26 protein-coding genes and 2 pseudogenes are annotated in these 24219 nt (G+C 70.9%); 19 read left to right on the top strand and 9 right to left on the bottom strand.

Features of this window, described 5'->3' with window-relative positions; translation table 11 throughout:
- Positions 1–68: 68 nt before the first annotated feature.
- Positions 69–566 carry a DUF4188 domain-containing protein gene (locus tag OHA19_RS11880; RefSeq protein ID WP_405716823.1) on the top strand — a complete coding sequence of 166 codons (498 nt, stop codon included), beginning with the start codon at positions 69–71 and terminating at the stop codon, positions 564–566.
- 57 nt (positions 567–623) lie between these two features.
- Here the strand turns inward: OHA19_RS11880 and ndgR are convergent, their stop codons facing one another.
- Complete coding sequence (gene ndgR / locus OHA19_RS11875) at positions 624–1340, bottom strand: IclR family transcriptional regulator NdgR (protein ID WP_014048551.1); 717 nt, start codon at positions 1338–1340, stop codon at positions 624–626.
- A gap of 174 nt (positions 1341–1514) precedes the next feature.
- Between ndgR and leuC the strand changes: the two genes are divergently transcribed.
- From leuC to OHA19_RS11855, 4 genes are all read left to right on the top strand, one after another.
- Positions 1515–2939 carry a 3-isopropylmalate dehydratase large subunit gene (gene leuC, locus OHA19_RS11870; RefSeq protein ID WP_405716824.1) on the top strand — a complete coding sequence of 475 codons (1425 nt, stop codon included), beginning with the start codon at positions 1515–1517 and terminating at the stop codon, positions 2937–2939.
- A 5-nt stretch (positions 2940–2944) separates the two neighbouring features.
- The gene (leuD, locus tag OHA19_RS11865) at positions 2945–3538 is read left to right on the top strand and encodes a 3-isopropylmalate dehydratase small subunit (protein WP_405716825.1); all 594 of its coding nucleotides are present in this window, start codon (positions 2945–2947) and stop codon (positions 3536–3538) included.
- Between the two features lie 104 nt (positions 3539–3642).
- Positions 3643–3870 carry a hypothetical protein gene (locus OHA19_RS11860; RefSeq protein WP_072487271.1) on the top strand — a complete coding sequence of 76 codons (228 nt, stop codon included), beginning with the start codon at positions 3643–3645 and terminating at the stop codon, positions 3868–3870.
- Between the two features lie 143 nt (positions 3871–4013).
- A complete protein-coding gene (locus OHA19_RS11855) occupies positions 4014–4688 on the top strand; it encodes an HU family DNA-binding protein (protein WP_405716826.1) in 675 nt (224 codons plus the stop codon).
- A 343-nt stretch (positions 4689–5031) separates the two neighbouring features.
- On the opposite strand, the pseudogene cofC reads toward OHA19_RS11855, so the two are convergent.
- Positions 5032–5703: pseudogene (gene cofC, locus OHA19_RS11850) on the bottom strand (2-phospho-L-lactate guanylyltransferase); the annotation flags it as partial.
- Between the two features lie 149 nt (positions 5704–5852).
- Between cofC and OHA19_RS11845 the strand changes: the two are divergent.
- The 3 genes from OHA19_RS11845 (at position 5853) to OHA19_RS11835 (ending at position 8872) form a co-directional block, all read left to right on the top strand.
- A complete protein-coding gene (locus OHA19_RS11845; protein WP_405716827.1) occupies positions 5853–6605 on the top strand; it encodes a lysophospholipid acyltransferase family protein in 753 nt (250 codons plus the stop codon).
- Positions 6602–7612, top strand: a complete 1011-nt coding sequence (locus OHA19_RS11840; protein ID WP_405716828.1) for an NAD(P)H-dependent glycerol-3-phosphate dehydrogenase — start codon at positions 6602–6604, stop codon at positions 7610–7612. Before OHA19_RS11845 ends, OHA19_RS11840 begins: the two co-directional genes overlap by 4 nt.
- A gap of 102 nt (positions 7613–7714) precedes the next feature.
- Positions 7715–8872, top strand: a complete 1158-nt coding sequence (locus tag OHA19_RS11835) for a D-alanine--D-alanine ligase family protein (protein ID WP_405716829.1) — start codon at positions 7715–7717, stop codon at positions 8870–8872.
- A gap of 49 nt (positions 8873–8921) precedes the next feature.
- On the opposite strand, the gene OHA19_RS11830 is transcribed toward OHA19_RS11835, so the two are convergent.
- Both OHA19_RS11830 and OHA19_RS11825 read right to left on the bottom strand, forming a co-directional pair.
- The gene (locus tag OHA19_RS11830; protein WP_405716830.1) at positions 8922–9404 is read right to left on the bottom strand and encodes a DUF3515 domain-containing protein; all 483 of its coding nucleotides are present in this window, start codon (positions 9402–9404) and stop codon (positions 8922–8924) included.
- Positions 9405–9424: 20 nt separating this feature from the next.
- Positions 9425–9658 carry an Lrp/AsnC family transcriptional regulator gene (locus OHA19_RS11825; RefSeq protein ID WP_072487263.1) on the bottom strand — a complete coding sequence of 78 codons (234 nt, stop codon included), beginning with the start codon at positions 9656–9658 and terminating at the stop codon, positions 9425–9427.
- A 324-nt stretch (positions 9659–9982) separates the two neighbouring features.
- Between OHA19_RS11825 and OHA19_RS11820 the strand changes: the two genes are divergently transcribed.
- Positions 9983–10954 carry a thiamine-phosphate kinase gene (locus tag OHA19_RS11820; protein WP_093545137.1) on the top strand — a complete coding sequence of 324 codons (972 nt, stop codon included), beginning with the start codon at positions 9983–9985 and terminating at the stop codon, positions 10952–10954.
- Between the two features lie 10 nt (positions 10955–10964).
- Complete coding sequence (gene thiD / locus OHA19_RS11815) at positions 10965–11771, top strand: bifunctional hydroxymethylpyrimidine kinase/phosphomethylpyrimidine kinase (RefSeq protein WP_405716831.1); 807 nt, start codon at positions 10965–10967, stop codon at positions 11769–11771.
- Positions 11772–11902: 131 nt separating this feature from the next.
- On the opposite strand, the gene rpmB is transcribed toward thiD, so the two are convergent.
- Positions 11903–12088 carry a 50S ribosomal protein L28 gene (gene rpmB, locus OHA19_RS11810; RefSeq protein ID WP_030928661.1) on the bottom strand — a complete coding sequence of 62 codons (186 nt, stop codon included), beginning with the start codon at positions 12086–12088 and terminating at the stop codon, positions 11903–11905.
- A 260-nt stretch (positions 12089–12348) separates the two neighbouring features.
- Between rpmB and OHA19_RS11805 the strand changes: the two genes are divergently transcribed.
- Positions 12349–13968 carry a DAK2 domain-containing protein gene (locus tag OHA19_RS11805; protein ID WP_405716832.1) on the top strand — a complete coding sequence of 540 codons (1620 nt, stop codon included), beginning with the start codon at positions 12349–12351 and terminating at the stop codon, positions 13966–13968.
- Positions 13969–14116: 148 nt separating this feature from the next.
- Here the strand turns inward: OHA19_RS11805 and OHA19_RS11800 are convergent, their stop codons facing one another.
- From OHA19_RS11800 to OHA19_RS11790, 3 genes and pseudogenes are all read right to left on the bottom strand, one after another.
- Positions 14117–14854 carry a hypothetical protein gene (locus OHA19_RS11800; protein WP_405716833.1) on the bottom strand — a complete coding sequence of 246 codons (738 nt, stop codon included), beginning with the start codon at positions 14852–14854 and terminating at the stop codon, positions 14117–14119.
- Positions 14779–15498, bottom strand: a complete 720-nt coding sequence (locus OHA19_RS11795; RefSeq protein ID WP_405722197.1) for a hypothetical protein — start codon at positions 15496–15498, stop codon at positions 14779–14781. Before OHA19_RS11795 ends, OHA19_RS11800 begins: the two co-directional genes overlap by 76 nt.
- A gap of 2 nt (positions 15499–15500) precedes the next feature.
- Positions 15501–16120 (bottom strand): annotated as a pseudogene (locus tag OHA19_RS11790) (ATP-binding protein); the annotation flags it as partial.
- Positions 16121–16316: 196 nt separating this feature from the next.
- On the opposite strand from OHA19_RS11790, the gene recG reads away from it, so the two are divergent.
- From recG to mutM, 8 genes are all read left to right on the top strand, one after another.
- Positions 16317–18533, top strand: a complete 2217-nt coding sequence (recG, locus tag OHA19_RS11785) for an ATP-dependent DNA helicase RecG (protein WP_405716834.1) — start codon at positions 16317–16319, stop codon at positions 18531–18533.
- A 119-nt stretch (positions 18534–18652) separates the two neighbouring features.
- A complete protein-coding gene (gene rsmD, locus OHA19_RS11780; protein WP_405716835.1) occupies positions 18653–19237 on the top strand; it encodes a 16S rRNA (guanine(966)-N(2))-methyltransferase RsmD in 585 nt (194 codons plus the stop codon).
- 26 nt (positions 19238–19263) lie between these two features.
- Entirely contained in the window at positions 19264–19743 is a 480-nt protein-coding gene (gene coaD, locus OHA19_RS11775; RefSeq protein WP_405721904.1) for a pantetheine-phosphate adenylyltransferase, read from the top strand.
- Positions 19744–19841: 98 nt separating this feature from the next.
- Positions 19842–20927 (top strand): cell division initiation protein, encoded by a 1086-nt coding sequence (locus tag OHA19_RS11770; RefSeq protein WP_405716836.1) that lies wholly within the window; start codon positions 19842–19844, stop codon positions 20925–20927.
- A 162-nt stretch (positions 20928–21089) separates the two neighbouring features.
- Positions 21090–21764, top strand: coding sequence for a YceD family protein (locus OHA19_RS11765; protein ID WP_405716837.1), 675 nt, complete (start codon positions 21090–21092; stop codon positions 21762–21764).
- Positions 21765–21766: 2 nt separating this feature from the next.
- The gene (gene rpmF / locus OHA19_RS11760) at positions 21767–21940 is read left to right on the top strand and encodes a 50S ribosomal protein L32 (protein WP_003965982.1); all 174 of its coding nucleotides are present in this window, start codon (positions 21767–21769) and stop codon (positions 21938–21940) included.
- A 19-nt stretch (positions 21941–21959) separates the two neighbouring features.
- Entirely contained in the window at positions 21960–22784 is an 825-nt protein-coding gene (rnc, locus tag OHA19_RS11755; protein WP_405716838.1) for a ribonuclease III, read from the top strand.
- Between the two features lie 92 nt (positions 22785–22876).
- A complete protein-coding gene (gene mutM / locus OHA19_RS11750) occupies positions 22877–23737 on the top strand; it encodes a bifunctional DNA-formamidopyrimidine glycosylase/DNA-(apurinic or apyrimidinic site) lyase (protein ID WP_405716839.1) in 861 nt (286 codons plus the stop codon).
- A gap of 51 nt (positions 23738–23788) precedes the next feature.
- Here the strand turns inward: mutM and OHA19_RS11745 are convergent, their stop codons facing one another.
- The gene (locus tag OHA19_RS11745; RefSeq protein WP_405716840.1) at positions 23789–24190 is read right to left on the bottom strand and encodes a winged helix-turn-helix transcriptional regulator; all 402 of its coding nucleotides are present in this window, start codon (positions 24188–24190) and stop codon (positions 23789–23791) included.
- Between the last annotated feature and the right edge of the window lie 29 nt (positions 24191–24219).

Here is a 24219-nt window from a genome sequence, read left to right as displayed (position 1 = left end):
CACCTCTTGGGCAGTGCCACTATCCAATCATTGGATAGTGGCACTCTCCAAGAAGGGAAGGGGCAGGCATGTTCGCGAAGCCGATACCGGGACGGACCACCGCAGCGGCCGAGGGGGAGGTGGTCGTACTGCTCATCGGGATGCGCATCAACCACTTCCGGGGCGTGCGCCATTGGCTGCCCGTGCTGCTGGCGATGCCTCGCATGCTGCGGGAGTTGAGCAAGGACAAGGGGCGCGGCCTGCTGGGGTACACGCTGTTGACCGGCTCGCCGCGGACGTACTACGTCGTCCAGTACTGGGAGTCGAGGGAGAAGCTCTACGCGTACGCGAGCGCTCCCGACATGTTCCACCGCAAGGCCTGGGCGATCATGAACCGCAAGGAGAAGAAGTCCCGGCGGCACGTGGGGCTGTGGCACGAGGCGTACATGGTGCCCGAGGGCGGCTACGAATCGATCTACGCCGATATGCCGGCCTACGGACTGGCCGGGGCGACCGGGGTGCTGCCCCTGGAGGCGCGCGGCCGTCGGGGGGCGGACCGGCTCGCACACCGCTCGTCCGCGAAGTGAGGCGCTGGGAAGGGGGCCGCCACGACGCTGGGGCGGCCGGGGTATGTGCCGGATACGTCAGCCGGTGCGGCGCAGGGCCTCGCTGAGCCGTGCCGCCGAGTCGATGACCGCCTGGGCGTGCATCCGGCCCGGGTGCCTGGTCAGCCGCTCGATCGGTCCGGAGACCGAGACGGCGGCGACCACCCGGTTCGACGGGCCGCGCACCGGTGCCGAGACCGAGGCCACCCCCGGCTCGCGCTCGCCGATCGACTGGGCCCAGCCCCTGCGCCGTACGCCGGAGAGGGCCGTCGCCGTGAAGCGGGCGCCCTGGAGGCCGCGGTGCAGGCGCTCCGGCTCCTCCCAGGCCATCAGGATCTGGGCCGACGAGCCGGCCTTCATGGTGAGCGTGGAGCCGACCGGCACGGTGTCCCGCAGACCGGAGAGCCGCTCCGCCGCCGCCACACAGATCCGCATGTCGCCCTGCCTGCGGTAGAGCTGCGCGCTCTCGCCGGTGATGTCGCGGAGGTGGGTGAGCACCGGTCCCGCGGTGGCCAGCAGGCGGTCCTCTCCCGCCGCCGCGGCGAGCTCCGCCAGCCGGGGGCCGAGAATAAAACGGCCCTGCATGTCCCTCGCCACCATGCGGTGGTGTTCCAGTGCCACGGCCAGTCGATGGGCCGTGGGTCGTGCGAGCCCGGTCGCCGCGACCAGCCCGGCGAGGGTGGCCGGACCGGACTCCAGGGCGCTCAATACCAGAGCCGCCTTGTCGAGAACGCCGACGCCGCTAGAGTTGTCCATACGACGATACTCCCGTCTCACTCTGTGAAACGCAAGTTCAATATTCGGCGGAAGTTGCGAACCTGTACGGGCGGCCACACAACGGCCCGTGGCCACCGCCCCGCACGGGGGTCCGGACGGCGGCGCACCGAATCTCTAGTTGGGCCGGCGAAGACGCCGGCCGGAGGGAAAGCGATGGGTAGGACACTCGCGGAGAAGGTCTGGGACGACCACGTCGTCCGGCGCGCCGAAGGTGAGCCCGACCTCCTCTTCATCGATCTGCACCTGCTGCACGAGGTGACCAGCCCCCAGGCCTTCGACGGCCTCCGGCAGGCCGGACGCCGGGTGCGGCGCCTCGATCTCACCATCGCCACCGAGGATCACAACACCCCGACCCTCGACATCGACAAGCCGATCGCCGACCCGGTCTCCCGCGCCCAGTTGGAGACGCTGCGCAAGAACTGCGCGGAGTTCGGCGTGCGGCTGCACCCCCTGGGCGACGTCGAGCAGGGCGTCGTGCACGTGGTCGGCCCGCAGCTGGGGCTGACCCAGCCGGGCACCACGGTCGTCTGCGGCGACTCCCACACCTCCACGCACGGCGCCTTCGGCGCCCTGGCGTTCGGCATCGGCACCAGCCAGGTCGAGCACGTCCTGGCCACCCAGACGCTGCCGCTGGCCCGCCCGAAGACCATGGCCATCACCATCGACGGCGAACTGCCCGACGGCGTCACGGCCAAGGACCTGATCCTCGCGATCATCGCCCGGATCGGCACCGGCGGCGGCCAGGGCTACATCCTGGAGTACCGCGGCTCCGCCATCGAGAAGCTCTCGATGGAAGCCCGGATGACCATCTGCAACATGTCGATCGAGGCCGGCGCCAGGGCGGGCATGATCGCCCCGGACGAGACCACCTTCGGCTACCTGAAGGGCCGCGACCACGCCCCGCAGGGCGAGGACTGGGACGCCGCCGTCGCGTACTGGAAGACGCTGCGCACCGACGACGACGCGGTATTCGACGCCGAGGTCGTCATCGACGCGGCCGAACTGGCCCCGTTCGTCACCTGGGGCACCAACCCCGGCCAGGGCGCGCCCTTGTCGGCCAACGTCCCCGACCCTGCTTCGTACGAGGACGCCTCGGAGCGCAACGCCGCCGAAAAGGCCCTGGAGTACATGGGGTTGACCGCCGGCCAGCCGCTGCGCGAGATCAATGTGGACACCGTCTTCGTAGGCTCCTGCACCAACGGCCGGATCGAGGACCTGCGCAACGCGGCCGCGATCCTGGAAGGCCGCAAAGTCGCCGACGGCGTACGGATGCTGGTCGTCCCGGGCTCCGTCCGGGTCGCCCTGCAGGCCGTCGACGAGGGCCTGGACAAGGTCTTCACCGCCGCCGGTGCCGAATGGCGGCACGCCGGCTGCTCGATGTGCCTCGGCATGAACCCCGACCAGCTGGCCCCCGGCGAGCGCTCCGCCTCCACCTCGAACCGCAACTTCGAGGGCCGGCAGGGCAAGGGCGGCCGTACGCACCTGGTCTCCCCGCAGGTCGCCGCCGCCACCGCCGTGCTGGGCCATCTGGCCTCGCCGGCCGACCTGTCCGACGTCCGTACGCCCGCCGGAGTCTGAGAATCATGGAAGCTTTCACCGCACACACCGGCCGGGCCGTCCCGCTGCGCCGCAGCAACGTCGACACCGACCAGATCATTCCCGCCCACTGGCTGAAGAAGGTCACCCGGGACGGCTTCGAGGACGGCCTCTTCGAGGCCTGGCGCAAGGACGAGAACTTCGTCCTCAACCGCCCGGAGCGCAACGGCGCCACGGTCCTGGTGGCCGGCCCCGACTTCGGCACCGGATCGTCCCGCGAACACGCCGTGTGGGCGCTCCAGAACTACGGCTTCAAGGCCGTCATCTCCTCCCGGTTCGCCGACATCTTCCGCGGCAACTCGCTGAAGAACGGGCTGTTGACCGTCGTGCTCGACCAGCAGACCGTCGACACCCTCTGGGAGCTGACCGAGGCCGACCCCACGGCCGAGATCACCGTCGACCTGGAGGCGCGCCAGGTCCGGGCGGAGGGCATCACGGCCGACTTCGAGCTCGACGAGAACGCCCGTTGGCGACTGCTCAATGGGCTGGACGACATCAGCCTCACCCTTCAGAACGAAGCGGACATCGCGACTTATGAGGCGGCAAGGCCGGCCTTCAAGCCGCGTACAATTAACGCCTGAGCAGCGCGTTTCCAGGACTGCGCCCCTTGCCATCTGGTAGGGGGCGCAGTCGCTTGTTGAGACCCCGTCGGGCGACAACTCGCCCCAGATGGCACAATCGGTGCATGGAACGCGACAGCCAACTCAAGCTTTACGGCCAAGTCGCCGACCGATTGAAGGAAGCGCACACAAGAGTGCGCGCACTGCAAGTCCCGGAGGGCGTAAGGATGGCGCTGTCCCGGAAGCTGCTGGTCATCACGGCCGCGGCTAAGCACGATCTCCCGGATGCGGCAAGGCGTCTGGACCGGTTGATGAAGGACCTCGATGAGGGCCGATTCCCCGAAGGTGACTGACTCTGCGGAACTGCGCAGCGGTCGACTTCGTTGCGGCACTAGGGTGATTAGCCCGTTTCGTGTTTGATTTGCGGTATATATCTGCCTAACGTGCGAAAACGCTTGAACACTTTCGTTCTGGCAATGTCTCCGAAGGGGAAGACGTGAACAAGGCGCAGCTCGTAGAAGCGATTGCCGACAAGGTCGGAGGCCGTCAGCAGGCCGCCGACGCCGTCGACGCGGTACTCGACGCGATCGTCCGTGCGGTTGTCGCGGGGGACCGTGTCTCGGTCACCGGCTTCGGCTCGTTCGAGAAGGTCGACCGCCCCGCCCGCTACGCCCGCAACCCGCAGACGGGTGAGCGCGTGCGCGTCAAGAAGACCTCGGTTCCCCGCTTCCGTGCGGGCCAGGGCTTCAAGGACCTGGTGAGCGGCTCGAAGAAGCTCCCCAAGGGCGGCGAAGTGGCCGTGAAGAAGGCGCCCAAGGGCAGCCTCTCGGGCGGTCCTTCCACCCGTGCGACGACCAAGGCCGCAGCCAAGAAGGCCGCCGCCAAGAAGGCCACGGCGAAGAAGGCCACCGCCAAGAAGACCACTGCGGCGAAGACCGCGGCAGCCAAGAAGACCATCGCGAAGAAGACCACCGCGGCGGCCAAGAAGACCACGGCGGCCGCGAAGAAGACCACCACCGCCGCGGCGGCGAAGAAGACGACGGCGGCGGCCAAGAAGGCCACCGCCAGCAAGACCGCGCCCGCGAAGAAGGCCACGGCGAAGAAGGCGCCCGCGAAGAAGACCACGGCGCGCAAGACCACGGCGAAAAAGGCCACTGCACGGAAGAAGTGAGACCGGGCAGCGCTCGCTACTCACACGCGCCGGGCCGGGCTCCCCTCGGGGAGCCCGGCCCGCGGGCTGTCCTGGGAGCTGTGCGCCCGGCGGCTCAGAAGGTCTGGAGGGTCACCAGGGTGATCCGCAGCCGCGCACCCTCGCCGCTGCCCTCGATCCGCACCCGCTGCCCCGGACGCAGCAGCCGCAGACCGCCCGCGTCGAAGGCCTGCGCGTCGAATTCCACCGGGGTGCCGTCGTCGAGCAGCACACTGCCGGTGCGGGTCTCGGGGTCGTAGGTGTACGAGGTCGCCTGCATGGACGGCAGCCTATCGGTCCGGCGAGGAGGCCGTCGCGGGCTCGGTGCGGGGGATACGGAGGCCCGGTGTCCCGCCGTGTGCGCGCCGACGCCCAGAGCCAGCGCCACCCGCAGATCGTCGCCGGTGTCCACGTCCTGGCGTACCGAATCGATGCCGGACAGATCGATTTCCACCGCACCGGACTCCAGGTGCCGAGCCCGGGAAGGCCCGCCGAACGCCGGGCGCAATTCCACTCCCGGTGAAGCCGACAGAAATGTTGTACCGATTCCTGTCGCATCGGTCACAAATGCTCGGGGGAATTCAGCGGAATAATCGAGTACCCGGGCCAATTCTCCGGGGCGCAGCGCGGGCAGATCCGCGTTGAGCGCGGCGACCGCGGCCCGGGGCCGCCCGGCCCGTACCGCCCGCTCGCCGTGTGCCAGCGCGGCGTTCAGCCCGCGGTCGGGTGCGTCCGGGACGACCCGGGCCCCGATCGCCGTGAGAGCCGCCCCGGCCTCCGGGTCGTCCGTGACTACCACCACATCCAGTACCGCCGGGCAGGACAGGGCGGCGGCCACGGTGTCCAGGGCGAAGGCGAGGGCGAGCCGGGGACGCAGTTCGGGCCCCGTCGCGGCCGTCAGCCTGCTCTTGGCCCGCGCCAGGGGCTTCAACGGGACGACCAGGGACCAAGGACCGGTCGGATCGGTGTTCGTGGCGATCTCCCCCTCGATGCGCATCGCCGCCTATTCTCGCCTGCCGGTGCGAGAACCCGGACGGTCGGTCCCGAAAGCGGGGCGTACGGTGTTCTCGACAGAGCAGGGGCCTGGGGCGAGACTTGACCGTCGGTAGCCAGGCAGAGTTCAGGTCCTTAGAGGAAGGTGTCCGAGTGTCCCGCCGCAGAATCGGCTTCTGGTACCGCCTGGCGGCGGTCATCGCAAAACCGCCGTTGGTGGTTCTGTTCAAGCGTGACTGGCGGGGGATGGAACACATTCCGGCCGACGGTGGATTTATCACCGCGGTCAATCACAACTCCTATCTGGACCCGCTTTCCTACGGCCACTTCCAGTACAACACCGGACGGGTGCCCCGGCTTCTCGCCAAGGCGGGCCTGTTCAAGACCCCCTTTGTCGGAATGATGCTGCGCGGTACCGGACAGATCCCGGTCTACCGCGAGACGACCAATGCGCTGGACGCCTTCAGGGCGGCAGTCGAAGCCATCGAGCGCGGCGAGTGCGTCGCCTTCTACCCGGAGGGCACGCTCACCCGCGACCCCGACATGTGGCCGATGGCCGGCAAGACGGGCGCCGCCCGTGTCGCGTTGATGACCAAGGCCCCGGTCATCCCCGTCGCCCAGTGGGGCGCCAACTTCGCGATGCCTCCGTACGCCAAGGAGAACAAGCTCCGGCTGTTCCCACGCAAGACCCTTCAGGTGCAGGCCGGACCGCCGGTGGACCTCTCCGGGTTCTACGACCGGGAGCCGACGCCCGACGTCCTGCGCGAGGCGACCGAGGTCATCATGGCCGCGGTGACCGTGCAGCTGGAGATCGTGCGGGGCGAGCAGGCCCCCGCACAACCCTACGATCACCGCAAGGCGCGTGCGGAGCAGCGGCGCAAGGCAGAAGGAAAGGGACCCAAGTGACGCACCCCGCAAAGGCGGCCGTCTTCGGAACCGGCTCATGGGGTACGGCCTTCGGCATGGTCCTCGCCGACGCCGGCTGCGAGGTCACCCTCTGGGGCCGTCGCGCCGAGGTCGCCGAGGCCGTGAACACGACCCGTACCAACCCGGACTACCTGCCGGGAATTGAGCTCCCCGCCTCGGTCCGGGCCACCACCGACGCCGTCGAGGCGCTGGACGGCGCCGACTTCGCCGTACTCGTGGTGCCTTCGCAGACCCTGCGCGCCAACCTCGCCGATTGGACCCCGCACCTCGGTTCCGACACCGTCCTCGTCTCGATGATGAAGGGCGTCGAACTCGGCACCGCGAAGCGGATGAGCGAGGTCATCGAGGACGTCAGCAAGGTCTCCGCGGACCGGGTCGCCGTCATCACCGGCCCCAACCTGGCCAAGGAGATCGCCGAACGCCGCCCCGCGGCGGCCGTCGTCGCCTGCCAGGACGAGTCCGTGGCCCAGCGCCTCCAGACGGCCTGCCACACCTCGTACTTCCGCCCGTACACCAACACCGACGTGGTCGGCTGCGAGCTCGGCGGCGCGGTGAAGAACGTCATCGGCCTGGCGGTCGGCATCGCCGACGGCATGGGCCTCGGCGACAACGCCAAGGGTTCGCTCATCACCCGGGGCCTCGCCGAGACGACCCGCCTCGGGCTGGCCATGGGCGCCGACCCGCTGACCTTCTCCGGACTCGCGGGCCTGGGCGACCTGGTGGCGACCTGCTCCTCGCCGCTCTCGCGCAACCACACCTTCGGCACCAACCTCGGCCGCGGCATGACGCTCCAGGAGACCATCGCGGTCACCAAGCAGACCGCCGAGGGCGTCAAGTCCTGTGAATCGGTGCTCGATCTGGCACGCCGGCACGGCGTCGACATGCCCATCACCGAGACGGTCGTCGGAATCGTCCACGAGGGCAAGCCGCCGATGGTCGCGCTGGGCGAGCTGATGTCACGCAGCGCGAAGCCCGAGCGGCGCTGAGACCGGCCGGGGCGGGGCGGACCGGTGAACCCTCCCGGTCACCGCTCCGACGGCCCCGGCCGCGCTGACGCGAGTGGTACCAGCAGGTACGCTCAACGCGATATGAGCAGCGAGAACCTCCCCCAGAGCCCGGAGCAGCAGCTCCGCAAGCCGCGTGTGGCCGTCGTGTTCGGCGGCCGCAGCTCCGAACACGGCATCTCGGTCGTCACGGCCGGCGCCGTCCTGAACGCCATCGACCGGACCAAGTACGACGTCCTGCCGATCGGCATCACGACGGACGGCCGCTGGGCGCTCACCGCCGACGAACCCGAACGCATGGCCATCACGGACCGGAAGATGCCGGAAGTGGCTCAGCTGGCCGAGTCCGCCGAAGGCGCCGTGGTGCTCTCCGTCGACCCCGGCAGCCGCGAAGTGGTGTACAGCGAGCCCGGCTCGGTCCCCAAGGCGCTCGGCGAGGTCGACGTCGTCTTCCCGGTGCTGCACGGCCCGTACGGCGAGGACGGCACCCTCCAGGGGCTCCTGGAGCTCTCCGGGGTGCCCTACGTCGGCGCCGGGGTGCTCGCCTCGGCGGTCGGCCAGGACAAGGAGTACATGAAGCGGGTCTTCATCTCCTTCGGGCTGCCGGTCGGCCCGTACCTCGTGGTCCGTCCCCGCGAGTGGGACAACGACCCCTCCGGCGCCCGCAAGCGCATCGTGGACTTCGCCGGCGAGCACGGCTGGCCGCTCTTCATCAAGCCCGCCCGGGCCGGCTCGTCCATCGGCATCACCAAGGTCGACGATCTCTCCGGCCTCGACGAGGCGATCGAGGAGGCCCGCCGCCACGACCCCAAGTTCCTGGTCGAGTCGCTGCTGCGGGGCCGCGAGATCGAGTGCGGGGTGCTGGAGTTCGAGGACGGCCCGCGCGCCAGCGTGCCCGCCGAGATCCCGCAGGTGACGTCGCACGACTTCTACGACTTCGAGGCCAAGTACATCGACTCGGCCTCCGGGATCGTGCCCGCCCCGCTCACCGAGGAGCAGACGGCCGAGGTGCAGCGGCTCGCGGTCGAGGCCTTCGAGGCCACGTCCTGCGAGGGGCTGGTCCGCGCCGACTTCTTCCTCACCGAGGACGGCACCTTCGTGATCAACGAGATCAACACCCTGCCGGGCTTCACCCCGATCTCCATGTACCCGCGGATGTGGCAGGAGAGCGGTGTCAGCTACCCGGAGCTGGTGGACCGGCTGATCCAGGCCGCGTTGCGCCGCCCGACCGGCCTGCGCTGAGCCGGTTCCCGCGCCGCACGGTGTGCGCTCCCGTCCGGGGGCGTACGCCCTACAGCCCGGGAACCGTCTTGAGGACGGGCGCGCCGAACGCGGCCAACGGGCTCGCGTCATGGGCGTACGCCTCCGAGAGCGTCACCTCGACGTACGCCTTGCGGTAGGTCGTCGTGAACCGCGGACCGGCGTCATCGGGCTGCTCCAGCAGCCAGTTGACGCCGTTCGCCTCGGTCCCCTTCGCCATCGGGTCGTCCATCTTCGCGGGCCGGGGGACACCGCAGCGCAGTACGATCTCCCCGTCCCCCCACTCGGCGGTCAGTTCCGACTTCGGCCCGGCGTCACCGCGGTCGAGTCCGGCAACGGTCCTCGGCAGCTCCTTGTGCAGCGCACGGCAGTAGGCCGCGGCTTCCGGGGGCGGCGTGGGAATCGTGATCGACACCGCGGCGTCCGTTGAGGAGCAGCCCGCCGCGACCAGCAGCAGTGCGGCGACGGACGGACCGAGGAACACGGGGTGGCAGAGCCGGCGCAATGATGTCACCGGCCCAGCGTAGACGGGGGCTACAGATGCACGACCGGGCAGGTCAGGGTTCGGGTGATGCCTTCCACTTGCTGGACCTTGGCGACCACCATGCGGCCGAGTTCATCGACCGTGTCGGCCTGTGCGCGCACGATCACGTCGTAGGGGCCGGTGACGTCCTCTGCCTGGATCACTCCCGGAACTCTGGCGATGGTCTCGGCGACGGTCGACGCCTTGCCCACCTCGGTCTGAATAAGGATGTACGCCTGTACCACGGAACCTCCAGGGCGGCCACGAGGATCATGTGGGGAAGAAAGGGACGCCACGGTATCGCGTTGCCGCGTGCCGCGGGGAGACCTGCGGGCCGTTGACACCCACAGCGTGGCGTACACAAGACACAAGTTGACGTATCTCTTGACAGTACCGACAGCAGTGAAGGCCCGCGACCGCAAGCGCAGCGGTCCGGAGGGGGGACGGGCATGGCGGTGACCAGCAGTGCAGACCGCTCCCCGTGGCGGCGGCCGGTCCACGGCGCGGACCCCCGGCCGCCGAAGCAGCCCGGACGGACGTCCGGCGCGATAGATGAGAGGTGAGACTCGGTGAAGGGAACCGTGGGCGAGTTGGGGGAGTTCGGGCTCATCAGGGAGCTCACTTCCCGGCTCACCACCACCCCGGCGGTACGGCTCGGCCCCGGCGACGACGCCGCGGTCGTGTCCGCTCCCGACCGCAGGGTCGTGGCCAGTACGGACATCCTGTTGGAGGGGCGGCACTTCCGCCGGGACTGGTCGACGGCGTACGACGTCGGCCGCAAGGCCGCCGCCCAGAACCTCGCCGACATCGCCGCCATGGGCGCGGTGCCCACCGCGCTGCTGCTCGGCCTGGTCGTCCCCGCCGAGCTCCCGGTCACCTGGGCCGGCGAGCTGATGGACGGCATCCGTGACGAGTGCCAGGTCGCGGGCGCGGCCGTGGTCGGCGGAGACGTGGTGCGCGGCGAGACGATCACCGTCTCGATCACCGCGCTCGGCGATCTGCGCAACCACGAGCCGGTCACCCGCTCCGGCGCCCAGCCCGGCGACGTCGTCGCCGTCACCGGCTGGCTCGGCTGGTCCGCCGCCGGGTACGCGGTGCTCTCCCGCGGCTTCCGTTCGCCGCGCGCCTTCGTGGAGGCCCACCGGCGCCCCGAACCGCCGTACCACGCGGGTCCCGCGGCCGCCGGGCTGGGTGCCACCGCCATGACGGACGTGAGCGACGGGCTCGTCGCCGACCTCGGGCACATCGCCGAGGCCAGCAAGGTGCGGATCGATCTGCGCTCCGGGCTCATCGACATCCCCTCGCAGATGTCCGACATCGGGCAGGCCGTCGGTGTCGACCCGCTCCAGTGGGTGCTGACCGGCGGCGAGGACCACGCGATCGTCGCCACCTTCCCGCCGGACGTGAAGCTGCCCGCCCGCTGGAAGGTGATCGGCGAGGTCCTCAACCCCTCCGCGCTGCCGCAGGTGACGGTCGACGGGGCACCCTGGACCAGCAAGAGCGGCTGGGACCACTTCGGGGACATCGAGGACGCCCAGTAGATTTCGGCGTATGCCCATATCTGCCGCTGTACCCGCCCGTGTGCTCACCGTCGCCGGATCCGACTCCGGCGGCGGTGCCGGCATCCAGGCCGACCTGAAGACGATGCTGGCGCATGGCGTGCACGGGATGAGCGTGCTGACCGCCGTCACCGCCCAGAACTCGCTGGGGGTGCAGGGCGCCTGGGAACTGCCCGCCGATGCGGTGCGGGCCCAGTACCGCAGCGTGGTGGACGACATCGGGGTGCAGGCGGTCAAGACCGGAATGCTGTCGTCGGCCGTCCTCGTGGAGACCGTGGCCGAACTCCTCGCCGGTACCGGCGCCCCGGCCGTCGTCGACCCGGTCGGCGTCTCCAAGCACGGCGATCCGTTGCTGGCCGCCGAGGCGCTCGATTCCGTACGGACGAAGCTGCTGCCGGCCGCCACGGTCGCCACCCCGAACCTGGACGAGGTGGCACAGCTCACCGGCATTCACGTCCGGGACGAGGCCGGGATGCGACGGGCCGCCGCCGCGGTGCTGGAGTTCGGCCCGCGCTGGGTCGTCGTCAAGGGCGGTCATCTGCCGGGCGATCCCGTGGACCTGCTGACGGACGGCGCCGAGGAGTACTGGCTGCGCGCCCCCCGGCACGACAACCGCCACACCCACGGCACCGGCTGCACCCTCGCCTCGGCCATCGCCTGCGGGCTGGCCCTGGGGCAGGACGTGCCCGTGGCGGTACGGCACGCGAAGGCGTACGTCACCGGGGCGATCATGGCGGGCTTCCCGCTCGGCTCAGGGATCGGCCCGGTCGACCACGGCTGGCGGACGCGCACCGGCTGAGGGCGCCCCGGCGCGCGGCGGAAGTGCCGGGAGCCCTCGCAGCGGAAAGCGCCGGGAGCACAGCAAAAAGCCGGTCCACCGAGGTGGACCGGCTTTTTGGGCAACCGGAAGGCTGCGCTACGACGGGAACGTCAGCGCGCGACCTTGCCGGCCTTGATGCACGAGGTGCAGACGTTGAGCCGCTTCGGCGTCCGACCGACCACGGCACGCACGCGCTGGATGTTGGGATTCCAGCGACGGGACGTACGGCGGTGCGAGTGCGAAATGTTGTTGCCGAAGCCCGGCCCCTTGCCGCAGACGTCGCAGTTGGCAGCCACGGGTCACTCCAAAGACTTCAGATGCACTTACAGTGAAATCCGGCGCGCCGGAATCATTTGACTGAAGTGGCGGTGCCGGAGGGATGGCCCGACTCTCATCGGGCAACCGAAGCAGCATACAACGGCTGCGTCGGTAGAACGAAACTACCATGGGTTTCACCGACCCCGTCCCGCCCCCTGTCCCCGCCGGACCCGGTGCGCGGGGTACTACTCTGCGATGCAGCCGGCCGCCCACGGCCGAATCCGAGGAGGACCGACAGGTGCCGCAGACCGCCGACGACATGGACGCCGTCGCGGTGCGTACCTGGTGCTCACTGGCCCTGGAGGCGCTGGGCCGGGAGCGCGAGGCGATCGACGCGATCAACGTGTACCCCGTCGCCGACGGGGACACCGGGACGAACCTCTATCTCACCGTGGAATCCGCGACCCAGGCCGTCGAAGCGGTCTTCGCCGCCCACGAGACCGCTGGGACCGCGCCCGCCACGGCCGACGCGGTACGGGCCATGGCGCACGGTGCCCTGATCGGCGCCCGCGGCAACTCCGGCACGATCCTGGCCCAACTGCTGCGCGGGATGGCCGGAGTGCTGGCCGCCGGCCACGACGCGGACCGGCTGCGCCGGGCGCTCGCCGTCGCCGCCGCCGCGGCCCGGCGGGCCGTGGCACACCCCGTCGAGGGCACCGTGCTCACGGTGGCCACCGCCGCCGCCGAGGCCGCCGGCCGCACCGAGGACGGCGCCGGGACCACGGAGGTCGCACGGGCGGCGTACGAAGGGGCGCGCACGGCTCTGGAGGCGACCCCCGGACAACTCGCCGTCCTCCGCCGGGCGGGCGTCGTGGACGCCGGCGGACGGGGTCTGGTGACCGTGCTCGGGGCGCTCGTCGAAGCGGTCTGCGGGCGGGCGCCCGAGCACCGTCGCACGGCGGTGCCCATCCTTCCCATGCCGGACGACTGTACGGAGGCCGACCCGGAGGGCGGACCGGCCTTCGAGGTCATCTACCTGCTGGAAGCCGCGGACGACGCGGTGGACCGGCTGCGCACCCGGCTCGACGGGCTCGGCGACTCGCTCGTGGTGGTGGGCGGCGACGGGCTGTGGAACGTCCATGTGCACGTCGACGACGCGGGCGCGGCCGTGGAGGCCGGGGTCGAGGCGGGGCGGCCGTACCGGATCCGGATCACCCACTTCGGCGCGGACCGGGTGCACCCCCGCACCGAGCCCGTGCAGCGCGCGGTCGTCGTGCTGGTCCCCGGCGACGGGCTCCGCGACCTGTGCAAGGAGGCGGGTGCCACGACGGTGCTGGCCCGCCCCGGGGAGCCGCCCGCCAGCGGCGAACTGGTCGACGCGATCCGCCGGGCGCACGCCCGCGAGGTGGTCCTGCTGCCCAACGACGCGGAGCTGCGCCACACCGCCGCGGCCGCCGCCGAGCAGGCCCGCGCACAGGGCGTGCGGGTCGCCCTGATCCCGACCAGGGCCGCCGTCCAGGGCATCGCGGCCCTCGCCGTCCACGAACCCGACCGCAGCTTCGACGAGGACGTGGTGGCGATGACCGCCGCCGCCGGCGCCACCCGCTACGCCGAACTCGCCGTCGCCGAACGGCAGTCCTGGACCATGGCGGGCATCTGTCAGGCCGGCGACATCCTGGGCCTGATCGACGGCGACGTCGCGGTCATCGGCGGGGACGTGCCGCGGACCGCCCGCGACGTGCTGGACCGGATGCTGGCGGCGGGCGGCGAACTGGTCACCCTGGTCCTGGGCGAGGACGTCCCCGACAGCCTCGCGGACGCGCTTCAGGAGCACGTGCGCGAGGGCTATCTGGCGGTGGACACGGTGGTGTACCGGGGCGGCCACCAGCGCGCTCCGCTGCTCATCGGGGTGGAGTAGCGGAGCACGCCGTACCTGGTGCCGGGCGGGCCGGTCCTGCTGTTCGTGTGTTTCAGCGTGGAGTTCGCCGTGCTTCGGGTGCCGGGCGGGCCGGCCTTGCTGTCCGTGTGCTTCGGCGTGGAGTTCGCCGCACCTCAAGCGCCGTACCTCAGGCGCCGGACCGGCCTGTCCTCCTGTCCACGTACTCCAGCAGTGCCTCGGCCTCCGCGCGGCGCTCCTCGCCCGTCCCGTCCGGCTCCCCGGCCCCGTGGATCTCCAGGACCCTGCGGGCCCGCTCCCGGGCGGCGTCCGGACGGCCGAGGTCGGCCTCCAGCCAGACGGCCATCAGCTCGGCGGCCGTGCGCAGACCGACGTAGCCGGTCCCGGCCGCGGTGAAGCCCGCCACCGCCCGGTCCACGTACCCGAGGGCCTCCTCGTACTCCGGGTCCTCGCCCGGCTCGCCCTGGCAGGCATGGGCGATCAGCTCGCCGGTCTGGCGGTGGGTGTCCGCGAGCTCCGCGAGCAGCCGGGGCGCCCCGTCCGCCGGACCGGAGGCCAGCGCGCCCTCGCACTCCCGCGCGGCCGCCGCCATGAACGCCCGCGCCGTCCCCGGGCCCGGCCGCCCCTCCCTGATCGCGATCCAGGCCCGCACCCGCAGTGTCCGCACCAGCGCGGGGACATCGCCCAGCTCGCGCCACGGCTCCCCGGCCCGCGCGTACGCCAGCTCCGCCTGCGGGTCGAGACCGGCCCGGTACAGCGCCTGCGCGGCCAGATTCGCCAGCATCGCGTGGTCGTGCTGCTCGGGCCGGCCGCGTGCGATGTCCGCCGCCCTCAGCCAGTGCCCGGCCGCCTCCCGCGGTTCGTGCAGCGCCGTGAGCGCTTCGCCGAGCCACCACAGCGTCTGCACGACCGTGCCGTCACCGTGCTCCTCGGCTGTGATGTCGGGCAGTACGGCCTCCAGCACCGCGGCGGCCTCCGCCGCCCGGTCCAGCCGGAGCAGCCAGCCGCCGAGCTGATGACGGGCACGGCCCCGAGCGTCCCGCCCTCGCCCGACTCGTCCGCCCAGTGCGCGGCGTCCAGCACCTGCTCGACGGCCTCGGCGAACTGCCCGTCACCGGCGAGGACTTCGGCGAGCCGCAGATGCAGCCGGGCCCGTCCGCGCGCCGGGACGAACGCCGCCCCGTGCTCCAGCGCGGCCCGTGCCGCGTTCTGCGCCCGCTCGTACTCCTCCAGTTGGGCGGCGAGCCCGGACGCCTTTGCCTCGTACTCGACCGCGTACCAGGACAGCCCGGCGGCATTGGTCTCGGCGGCGGCCCGCTCGTACCGCTCCAGCGCGACGTGCGGGTCGCCGCGGTACGCCGCGACGTCGCCGAGCAGATCGAGCGCCTCCGCGGTCCGGATGGCCACCCCGGGCTCCCCGCGCAGCGGCTCGGTGAACGCCAGCAGCTCCCGCGCCCCCTGTTCGAGACCGGCGACGGCCGACTCGGCGGCCTCCTCGTCCGGAGCGTCCTGCACCAGCCGGGCGAGGCTCCGGGCCCGGCACACCAGCACGGCGCCCGCCTGACGGGCGGTGGCCGCGCCGTCGGCCGGTGAGCCAGTCCCCGCTGCCGGGGCGTGCGGTCAGGTGCACGGTGGTGCCCGGCTCGGTCCGCGCGTCGTCGGGCAGCGTACGGACGGTGTACGAACCGTCGTCGCGGGCGCACCACTCCACGGGCGGCGCCGCGGGCGTACGCGCCGAACGGCTCACCACCCGGATCTCGGCCGCGACGACGAAGCACGCCAGCAGCCCGATGCCGAACCGGCCGAGGAACCCGGCGCGCGCCGAGGCCAGCCCTTCCGCCCCGTCGCGCTTGGAACTGCGGCCGATCGTCGCGAGCAGGCTGTGCACATCGGTCTCGGTCAGACCGATCCCGCTGTCCTCGCCCCGGAGCCGCCCGTCGTCCGCGTACAGCCGGACCAGGGCGGGCGCGTCCGGCTGTTCGGCGCGGCGGGCCGTGATGGCGTCCACGGCGTTCTGCAGCAGCTCGCGGAGGTAGACCCGCGGGGATGAGTAGAGGTGGTGGGAGAGGAGGTCGACCAGACCGCGCAGATCCACCTGGAAGGTGTGCGGCGAGCAGCCGGGGGAATCGATGTGTTCGGGGGACGCGCAATTCGCTGAGGTCTCAGATGTCATCGTCGCAGCGCCGGTGGGGGGCCTGTGCCTCGCCCGGCGAGGCACGTGCGACAGCGCGGGTCGGGCGATCCCTCGGGAGGTGATCGCGAGCCGGAAACGGGGGAGCCGACCCTAGCGGCGCGGCGACGGTTCCGACCAGGGGATTCCCGGGTTCCGGGTGGTGCCCGCCTAACATCTGTCAGTGGTGTGGTGTGCAATGGATCGCGTGTCTGCGTTCGATGAACCCCTCAAGAAGCTGCTCGGCGGAGCCACCGCGAAGGTGATGGCCGAACACCTCGACCTGCACACGGTCGGTGATCTGCTCCACCACTACCCGCGGCGGTACGAGGAGCGCGGCCGGCTCACGGCGCTGGCCGACCTCCCGCTGGACGAGCACGTGACGGTGGTCGCGCAGGTCGCCGACGCCCGCATCCTGATGTTCAACAACGGCCGCGGCAAGCGCCTGGAGGTGACCCTCACCGACGGCAACGGCCGCCTCCAGCTGGTCTTCTTCGGCCACGGCGTCCACAAGCCGCACAAGGAGCTGCTGCCGGGCCGGCGGGCGATGTTCGCGGGCAAGGTCTCCGTCTTCAACCGGAAGATGCAGCTGGCCCACCCCACGTACCAGCTGCTGGACGCCGAGTCCGTCGACGGGGCCGGGGCCACGGAGGCGGTGGACGCCTTCGCCGGGCGGCTGCTGCCGATCTACCCGGCCTGCAAGCAGCTGGACTCCTGGCGGATCGCCAAGGCCGTCGACACGGTGCTGCCCAGCGCGCAGGAGGCCGTCGACCCGCTGCCGCCGAGCCTGCGCGAGGGCCGCGGCTTCACCGCGCTACCCGAGGCGCTGCTCAAGGTCCACCGCCCGCAGACCAAGGCGGACATCGCCGAGGCCAGGGACCGGCTGAAGTGGGACGAGGCCTTCGTACTCCAGGTCGCGCTGGCCCGCCGCAGGTACGCCGACACCCAGCTCCCGGCCGTGGCCCGCAGACCCGACCCCGGCGGGCTGCTCGACGCCTTCGACGCCAAGCTGCCCTTCACCCTCACCGACGGACAGCAGAAGGTCTCCAAGGAGATCTTCGACGACCTCGCGACCGAGCACCCGATGCACCGGCTCCTCCAGGGCGAAGTCGGTTCCGGCAAGACCATGGTCGCGCTGCGGGCCATGCTCGGGGTCGTCGACGCGGGCGGGCAGGCCGCCATGCTCGCGCCCACCGAGGTGCTCGCCCAGCAGCACCACCGCTCGATCACGGAGATGATGGGGGAGCTGGCCGAGGGCGGCATGCTGGGCGGCTCCGAGCAGGGGACGAAGGTGGTGCTGCTCACCGGTTCGATGGGCGTCGCGGCCCGCCGCCAGGCGCTCCTCGACCTGGTCACCGGCGAGGCCGGGATCGTGATCGGCACCCACGCCCTGATCGAGGACAAGGTGCGGTTCCACGACCTGGGCCTGGTCGTCGTCGACGAGCAGCACCGCTTCGGGGTGGAGCAGCGCGACGCCCTGCGCTCTAAAGGGAAGCAGCCGCCGCATCTGCTGGTCATGACGGCCACTCCCATTCCCCGTACGGTCGCCATGACCGTCTTCGGCGACCTGGAGACCTCCGTACTGGACCAGCTTCCGGCCGGCCGCTCGCCGATCGCCAGCCATGTCGTCCCCGCCAAGGACAAGCCGCACTTCCTCAGCCGCGCCTGGGAGCGGGTGCGGGAAGAAGTGGAGAACGGACACCAGGCGTACGTGGTCTGCCCCCGCATCGGCGACGACGCCGACGACGAGGCGGCGGGGAAGAAGGCCAAGAAGAAGGTCCCCGAGGAAGACGGCGACAAGCGCCCGCCGCTCGCCGTGCTGGAGATCTCCGAACAGCTCACCAAGGGCCACCTGGCCGGTCTGCGCATCGAGGTGCTGCACGGCAGGATGAACCCCGACGACAAGGACGACGTGATGCGCCGCTTCGCCGCGGGCGATGTCGACGTCCTGGTCGCCACCACTGTCATCGAGGTCGGCGTCAACGTCCCCAACGCCACCGCCATGGTGATCATGGACGCCGACCGCTTCGGCGTCTCCCAGCTGCACCAGCTGCGCGGCCGGGTCGGCCGGGGCTCCGCCCCCGGACTCTGCCTGCTGGTCAGCGAGGCCCACGAGGCCAGTCCCGCCCGCGCCCGCCTCTCCGCCGTCGCCGCCACCCTGGACGGCTTCGAGCTCTCCCGGATCGACCTGGAACAGCGCCGCGAGGGCGATGTCCTCGGCCAGGCCCAGTCCGGGGTCCGCTCCTCGCTGCGGATGCTCACCGTCATCGACGACGAGGAGGTGATCGCCGCCGCACGCGAGGAGGCCGTCGCGATCGTCGCCGCGGACCCGGAGCTGGAACACCTGCCGGAGCTGCGGACCGCGCTGGACGCGCTGCTCGACAAGGAGCGCGAGCAGTACCTCGACAAGGGCTGACCGGGAGCGTCGGCGGACGCCGCCGGGTGCGCGGGCCCGATCGACGGCGACGCCATATCGTGGGTGGCACGTCGCCGCGGCATCCCGCGGGCCACCCACGAACCGAGGACCAGACACCCATGACCCGCGTGATCGCCGGCTCGGCCGGCGGACGCCGCCTGGCCGTTCCGCCCGGCACCGGCACCCGCCCCACCTCCGACCGTGCGCGCGAGGGCCTCTTCTCCACCTGGGAAGCGCTCCTCGGCAGCCTGGAGGGCATCCGCATCGCCGATCTGTACGCGGGGTCGGGGGCCGTCGGCCTGGAGGCGCTCTCCCGGGGCGCGGTGCACGCCCTGCTCGTCGAGGCCGACCCCAAGGCCGTGCGCACCGTCCGGGACAACGTCCGCACCCTCGGCCTGCCCGGCGCCGAGGTCCGCGCCGGCAAAGCCGAACAGATCGTGACGGGACCGGCACCGGGGGACCCCTACGACGTGGTGTTCCTGGACCCGCCGTACGCCGTCACCGACGACGATCTTGGCGAGATACTGCTCACACTCCGTGCTCAGGGCTGGCTTACGGCCGATGCCCTCGTCACCGTGGAACGCAGCACCAGAGGCGGAGAATTCGGCTGGCCGGAGGGATTCGAACCATTGCGGGCCCGTCGCTACGGCGAAGGAACGCTTTGGTACGGTCGCGCCGCCTTTACGTGCGAAGACGCACGATGACCGGACCGGAGAGCGAGGGAATCAAGTTGCGCCGCGCCGTCTGTCCGGGGTCATTCGACCCCATCACCAATGGACACCTCGACATCATTGGCCGTGCCTCGAAGCTGTACGACGTCGTACACGTCGCGGTGATGATCAACCAGTCCAAGAAGGGCCTGTTCACGGTCGACGAGCGGATCGACCTGATCCGTCAGGTCACCACGGAATTCGGCAACGTCCAGGTCGAGTCCTTCCACGGTCTCCTGGTCGACTTCTGCAAGCAGCGCGACATCCCGGCGATCGTGAAGGGCCTGCGGGCCGTCAGCGACTTCGACTACGAGCTTCAGATGGCCCAGATGAACAACGGCCTCTCCGGCGTCGAGACGCTCTTCGTGCCGACCAATCCCACCTACAGCTTCCTGTCGTCCTCCCTGGTCAAGGAGGTCGCGACCTGGGGCGGGGACGTCTCCCACCTGCTTCCCCCGCTGGTCCACCGGGCCCTCACCGAGCGTCTCGCTCAGCAGTGAACCGCTGACGGTCCGTCACCAGGTGTCGGACGGGCGCCGACTGGCCTTACAGTCGTCCCGTCCGTCTCCAATCGGCTGTAGAGAGTGGCGAGCACACGGTGGACGTGCAGAAGAAGCTCGACGAGATCGTCGAAGCGGTCGGGAACGCCCGGTCGATGCCCATGTCGGCTTCGTGCGTGGTCAACCGCGCCGACCTGCTCGCGATGCTCGAAGAGGTGCGCGAGGCCCTGCCCGGCTCGCTCGCCCACGCCCAGCAGCTCATCGGCGGCCAGGAGCAGCTGGCCGAGCAGGCCCGCCAGGAGGCCGAGCGGATCATCGGCGCCGCCCGCGCCGAACGCACCTCGCTGATCTCCGACACCGAGATCGCCAGGCAGTCCCGCAGCGAGGCCGACCGCATCCTCGGCGAGGCCCGCCAGGAGGCCGCCGAGGTCCGCGCCGAGGCCGACGAGTACGTCGACAGCAAGCTCGCCAACTTCGAGGTCGTCCTCACCAAGACGATCGGCTCCGTCGACCGCGGCCGTGAGAAGCTCCTCGGCCGCGGCCAGGCCTTCGACGAGCAGGGCTACGAGGACCCGGACTTCGCCGAGGCGCCCGAGCGCAGCACCGACCCGGCCACGCTCCAGCGCCGGGCGGACGAGTACGTGGACACCAAGCTGGGCGCCTTCGAGGCCGTGCTCGCCAAGACCCTGGAGGCGGTCGGCCGGGGCCGGCAGAAACTGCACGGCAGGATCCCCACCGACGACCTCGGCGCGCACGTGGCCGCCCAGGACGCGGCGGGCGACCAGGGGCGCATCAGCGACGAGGACCACTGGGCCGGCCTCGCCGAGATCGCCACCCCGGAGCCGCAGCCGGTGCACCAGCAGCCCCAGCCGCACTTCCCCGCCCAGGCCCAGCCCGGCTACGCGGAGACCTACGCGTACCAGGGGCAGCCGCAGCAGGACGTCTACGGGTACCAGCAGCAGCCGGATCCGTACGCCGCGGCCTATCAGCAGCAGGGCTACGACCAGGGCCAGGGGCAGGTCCAGAACCAGGTCCCCGCCCAGGGGTACGACGACTGGCCGCAGCAGCCCGCGCAGCCCCATCAGACGGTCCAGCAGGGCGAGAGCGCCCTCGACGAGACCAGCCTGTTCGACACCAGCATGATCGACCTGGACCAGCTCCGCCGGTACGAACAGGAACGCTGACCGGACGGGGCCGGGGCCCGGGTCCGGGCGGCCCCGAACGCCGGATTGGGAGCTGGGCGGCGCGTCCAGTATCCTGGATCCTCGGTCGCGCGTATGTCCGCGATCCCGGCTGCCCGTTTCGACTCAGAATCCGGTCGGCCCTCCCCACGATGTGCGTTGCACGTGATTTCGAAAGCAGGAAAAGCCCTGAACGGCCACCTCGACCACCGAAACCCCCTCGTGTTCGATACGCACGAGCTGGGCCGGCGTCCCGGTGCCCTCCAGCGGCTCTCCCGCACGGTGGACGCACCCGGTCCGCCGTCGGTCCTCGGCATCGAAGGGGTCATCGGTGTGCCGGAAGGCGCACCCGTGGAGTTGGACCTCCGCCTCGAATCGGTCATGGAAGGGGTGCTTGTCACAGGCACCGCCCGTGCGTCGGCCGAGGGGGAGTGCGTAAGGTGTCTGGAGCCGCTGCGCCTAGAGGTTGCGGCGGACTTCCAGGAGATGTTCTCGTACCCTGACGCCGATGACCGGGGCCGCAGCAGCAAGGCGGAGCCGGCCGACGACGTTGAGGACGACGAGGACAGGCTCTTCATCGAGGACGGCCTGTTCGACCTCGAACCAGTGCTGCGTGATGCGGTGGTGCTCGCACTGCCGATGCAGCCGGTGTGCCGGGAGTCCTGTGCCGGTCTGTGTTCCGAATGCGGAATCAGGCTGGACGAGAACCCCGGGCATCACCATGATGCCGTCGACATCCGTTGGGCGGCATTGCAAGGACTCGCCGACACCGTTCAGGACGGCGAGAAGGACAACATGGGCGGCGCCGAAGCGGGCGTCGACGAGAAGCAGGAGAAGTAGCCGTGGCTGTTCCGAAGCGGAAGATGTCGCGCAGCAACACGCGCCACCGCCGGTCGCAGTGGAAGGCTGCGGTCCCCACCCTGGTTTCGTGTGAGCGTTGCCAGGAGCCGAAGCTGCAGCACATCGCGTGCCCCAGCTGCGGCACGTACAACAAGCGCCAGGTCCTCGAGGTCTGAGCGGCTGGTGAGAGGCCCGATGTCTGAGTTGTCCAACGCCAAGAAGAAGGCAGACAACGTCAACACAGCCTCGTCCCACACGCTTCTGGAAGGGCGGCTCGGGTATCAACTCGAGACCGCCCTTCTGGTGCGTGCGCTGACCCACCGTTCGTACGCATACGAGAACGGCGGTCTGCCCACCAACGAGCGGCTCGAATTCCTCGGGGATTCGGTGCTCGGCCTGGTGGTCACGGACACGCTGTACCGCACCCACCCCGACCTGCCCGAAGGCCAGCTGGCCAAGTTGCGGGCCGCGGTGGTCAACTCGCGTGCGCTTGCGGAAGTGGGCCGCGGCCTCGAACTCGGCTCCTTCATCCGGCTCGGCCGGGGTGAAGAGGGCACGGGAGGCCGGGACAAGGCGTCCATCCTCGCCGACACCCTTGAAGCGGTGATCGGCGCGGTCTATCTCGACCAGGGCCTCGGCGCGGCCTCGGAGCTGGTTCACCGGCTCTTCGACCCGCTGATCGACAGGTCCTCGAACCTCGGTGCCGGCCTGGACTGGAAGACCAGCCTCCAGGAGCTCACCGCCGGCGAGAGCCTCGGAGTCCCCGAGTACATCGTCACGGAGACCGGCCCGGATCACGAGAAGACCTTTACTGCTGCTGCTCGCGTCGGTGGTGTCTCGTACGGCACCGGCACCGGCCGTAGCAAGAAGGAAGCGGAGCAGCAGGCGGCGGAGTCCGCCTGGCGCGAGATCAGCGCCGCCGCGGAGGAACGGGCGGCTGCGGCGAAGGCCGCTGCCGACGGAGGGGCCACCGAAGCCCCGTCCGGCCCGTCGCCGTCCACGGACGCCGCTCCGGCCTGACCCCGAGAACCCCTCGGTGCCCTGTGCGCCGGGGGGTTCTTCCTGCCCGGAAACGTATTCTTCACTCAGAGCATCCCTTCAGGAGCGACACCGTGCCCGAGCTGCCCGAGGTCGAAGTCGTACGGCGTGGTCTCGAACGCTGGGTCACCGGCCGCACCGTCGACGACGTCGAGGTGCTGCACCCGCGTGCGGTCCGCCGCCATCTCGCCGGTGGCGTGGACTTCGCGGCCCGGCTCGGCGGCGCCCGCTTCGGAACGGCGATGCGCCGCGGCAAATACCTCTGGGTGCCGCTGGACGACGCGTCCAGTTCGCTCCTCGGTCACCTCGGGATGAGCGGCCAGCTGCTGGTGCAGCCGCAGGACGCCCCGGACGAGAAACATCTGCGTATCCGGATCCGCTTCGACGACTCCCTCGGCACCGAGCTCCGCTTCGTCGACCAGCGGACCTTCGGCGGGCTCTCGCTCCACGAGAACACTCCCGACGGGCTGCCCGACACCATCGCGCACATCGCCCGCGACCCGCTGGACCCGGCGTTCGACGACGCCGCCTTCCACGCGGCCCTGCGACTGCGCCGTACGACCGTCAAGCGCGCCCTGCTCGACCAGTCGCTGATCAGCGGCGTCGGCAACATCTACGCCGACGAGGCGCTCTGGCGCAGCAGACTGCACTACGACCGGCCGACCGCGACCCTCACCCGGCCCAAGTCCGCCGAACTGCTCGGCCACGTCCGCGACGTGATGAGCGCGGCGCTCGACCAGGGCGGCACCAGCTTCGACAGCCTCTACGTCAATGTGAACGGTGAGTCCGGCTACTTCGACCGCTCGCTCGACGCCTACGGACGCGAGGACGAGCCCTGCCGCCGCTGCGGCACCCCGATGCGCCGCCGCCCCTGGATGAACCGCTCCAGCTACTTCTGCCCGCGCTGCCAGCGGCCCCCGCGCACGACCGCCTGAGAACTGTCCCGTGATCCCTGGCGGGCGTGCGACGACCAGGGATCACAGCCCTCAGGAAGCCGTCCGGCCGGGGTGCGTCCTGTCGTAGTGGTCGCGGGCCCCGAGCACCTCGGGCATCCGGCCCTCGACGAACTCGATCAGCGCGAGCAGCCGCTCGGCCACCTGCCGGCCCAGAGGCGTCAGCTCGTAGTCGACGCGCGGGGGATTGGTCGGCTGCGCCTCGCGGTGGACCAGGCCGTCCCGTTCCAGGGCGTGGAGTGTCTGGGAGAGCATCTTCTCGCTGACCCCGTCGACCCGGCGGCGGAGTTCGTTGAAGCGGAATCCGCCTTCGTGCAGCGCCCCCAGCGTCAGGCTGCCCCAGCGCCCGGTGACATGCTCCAGCGTGCCGCGTGAGGGGCACTGTCTGGAGAACACGTCGAAGGCGAGCGCGTCCAGACGGGTGTTCTCGTCCATACCGAGCAGCGTACGCCCGCACAGCGCTC

Source organism: Streptomyces sp. NBC_00012, from assembly GCF_045040875.1.
Classification (GTDB): Bacteria; Actinomycetota; Actinomycetes; order Streptomycetales; family Streptomycetaceae; genus Streptomyces.
This window is presented reverse-complemented; position numbering and strand designations above follow the sequence as displayed.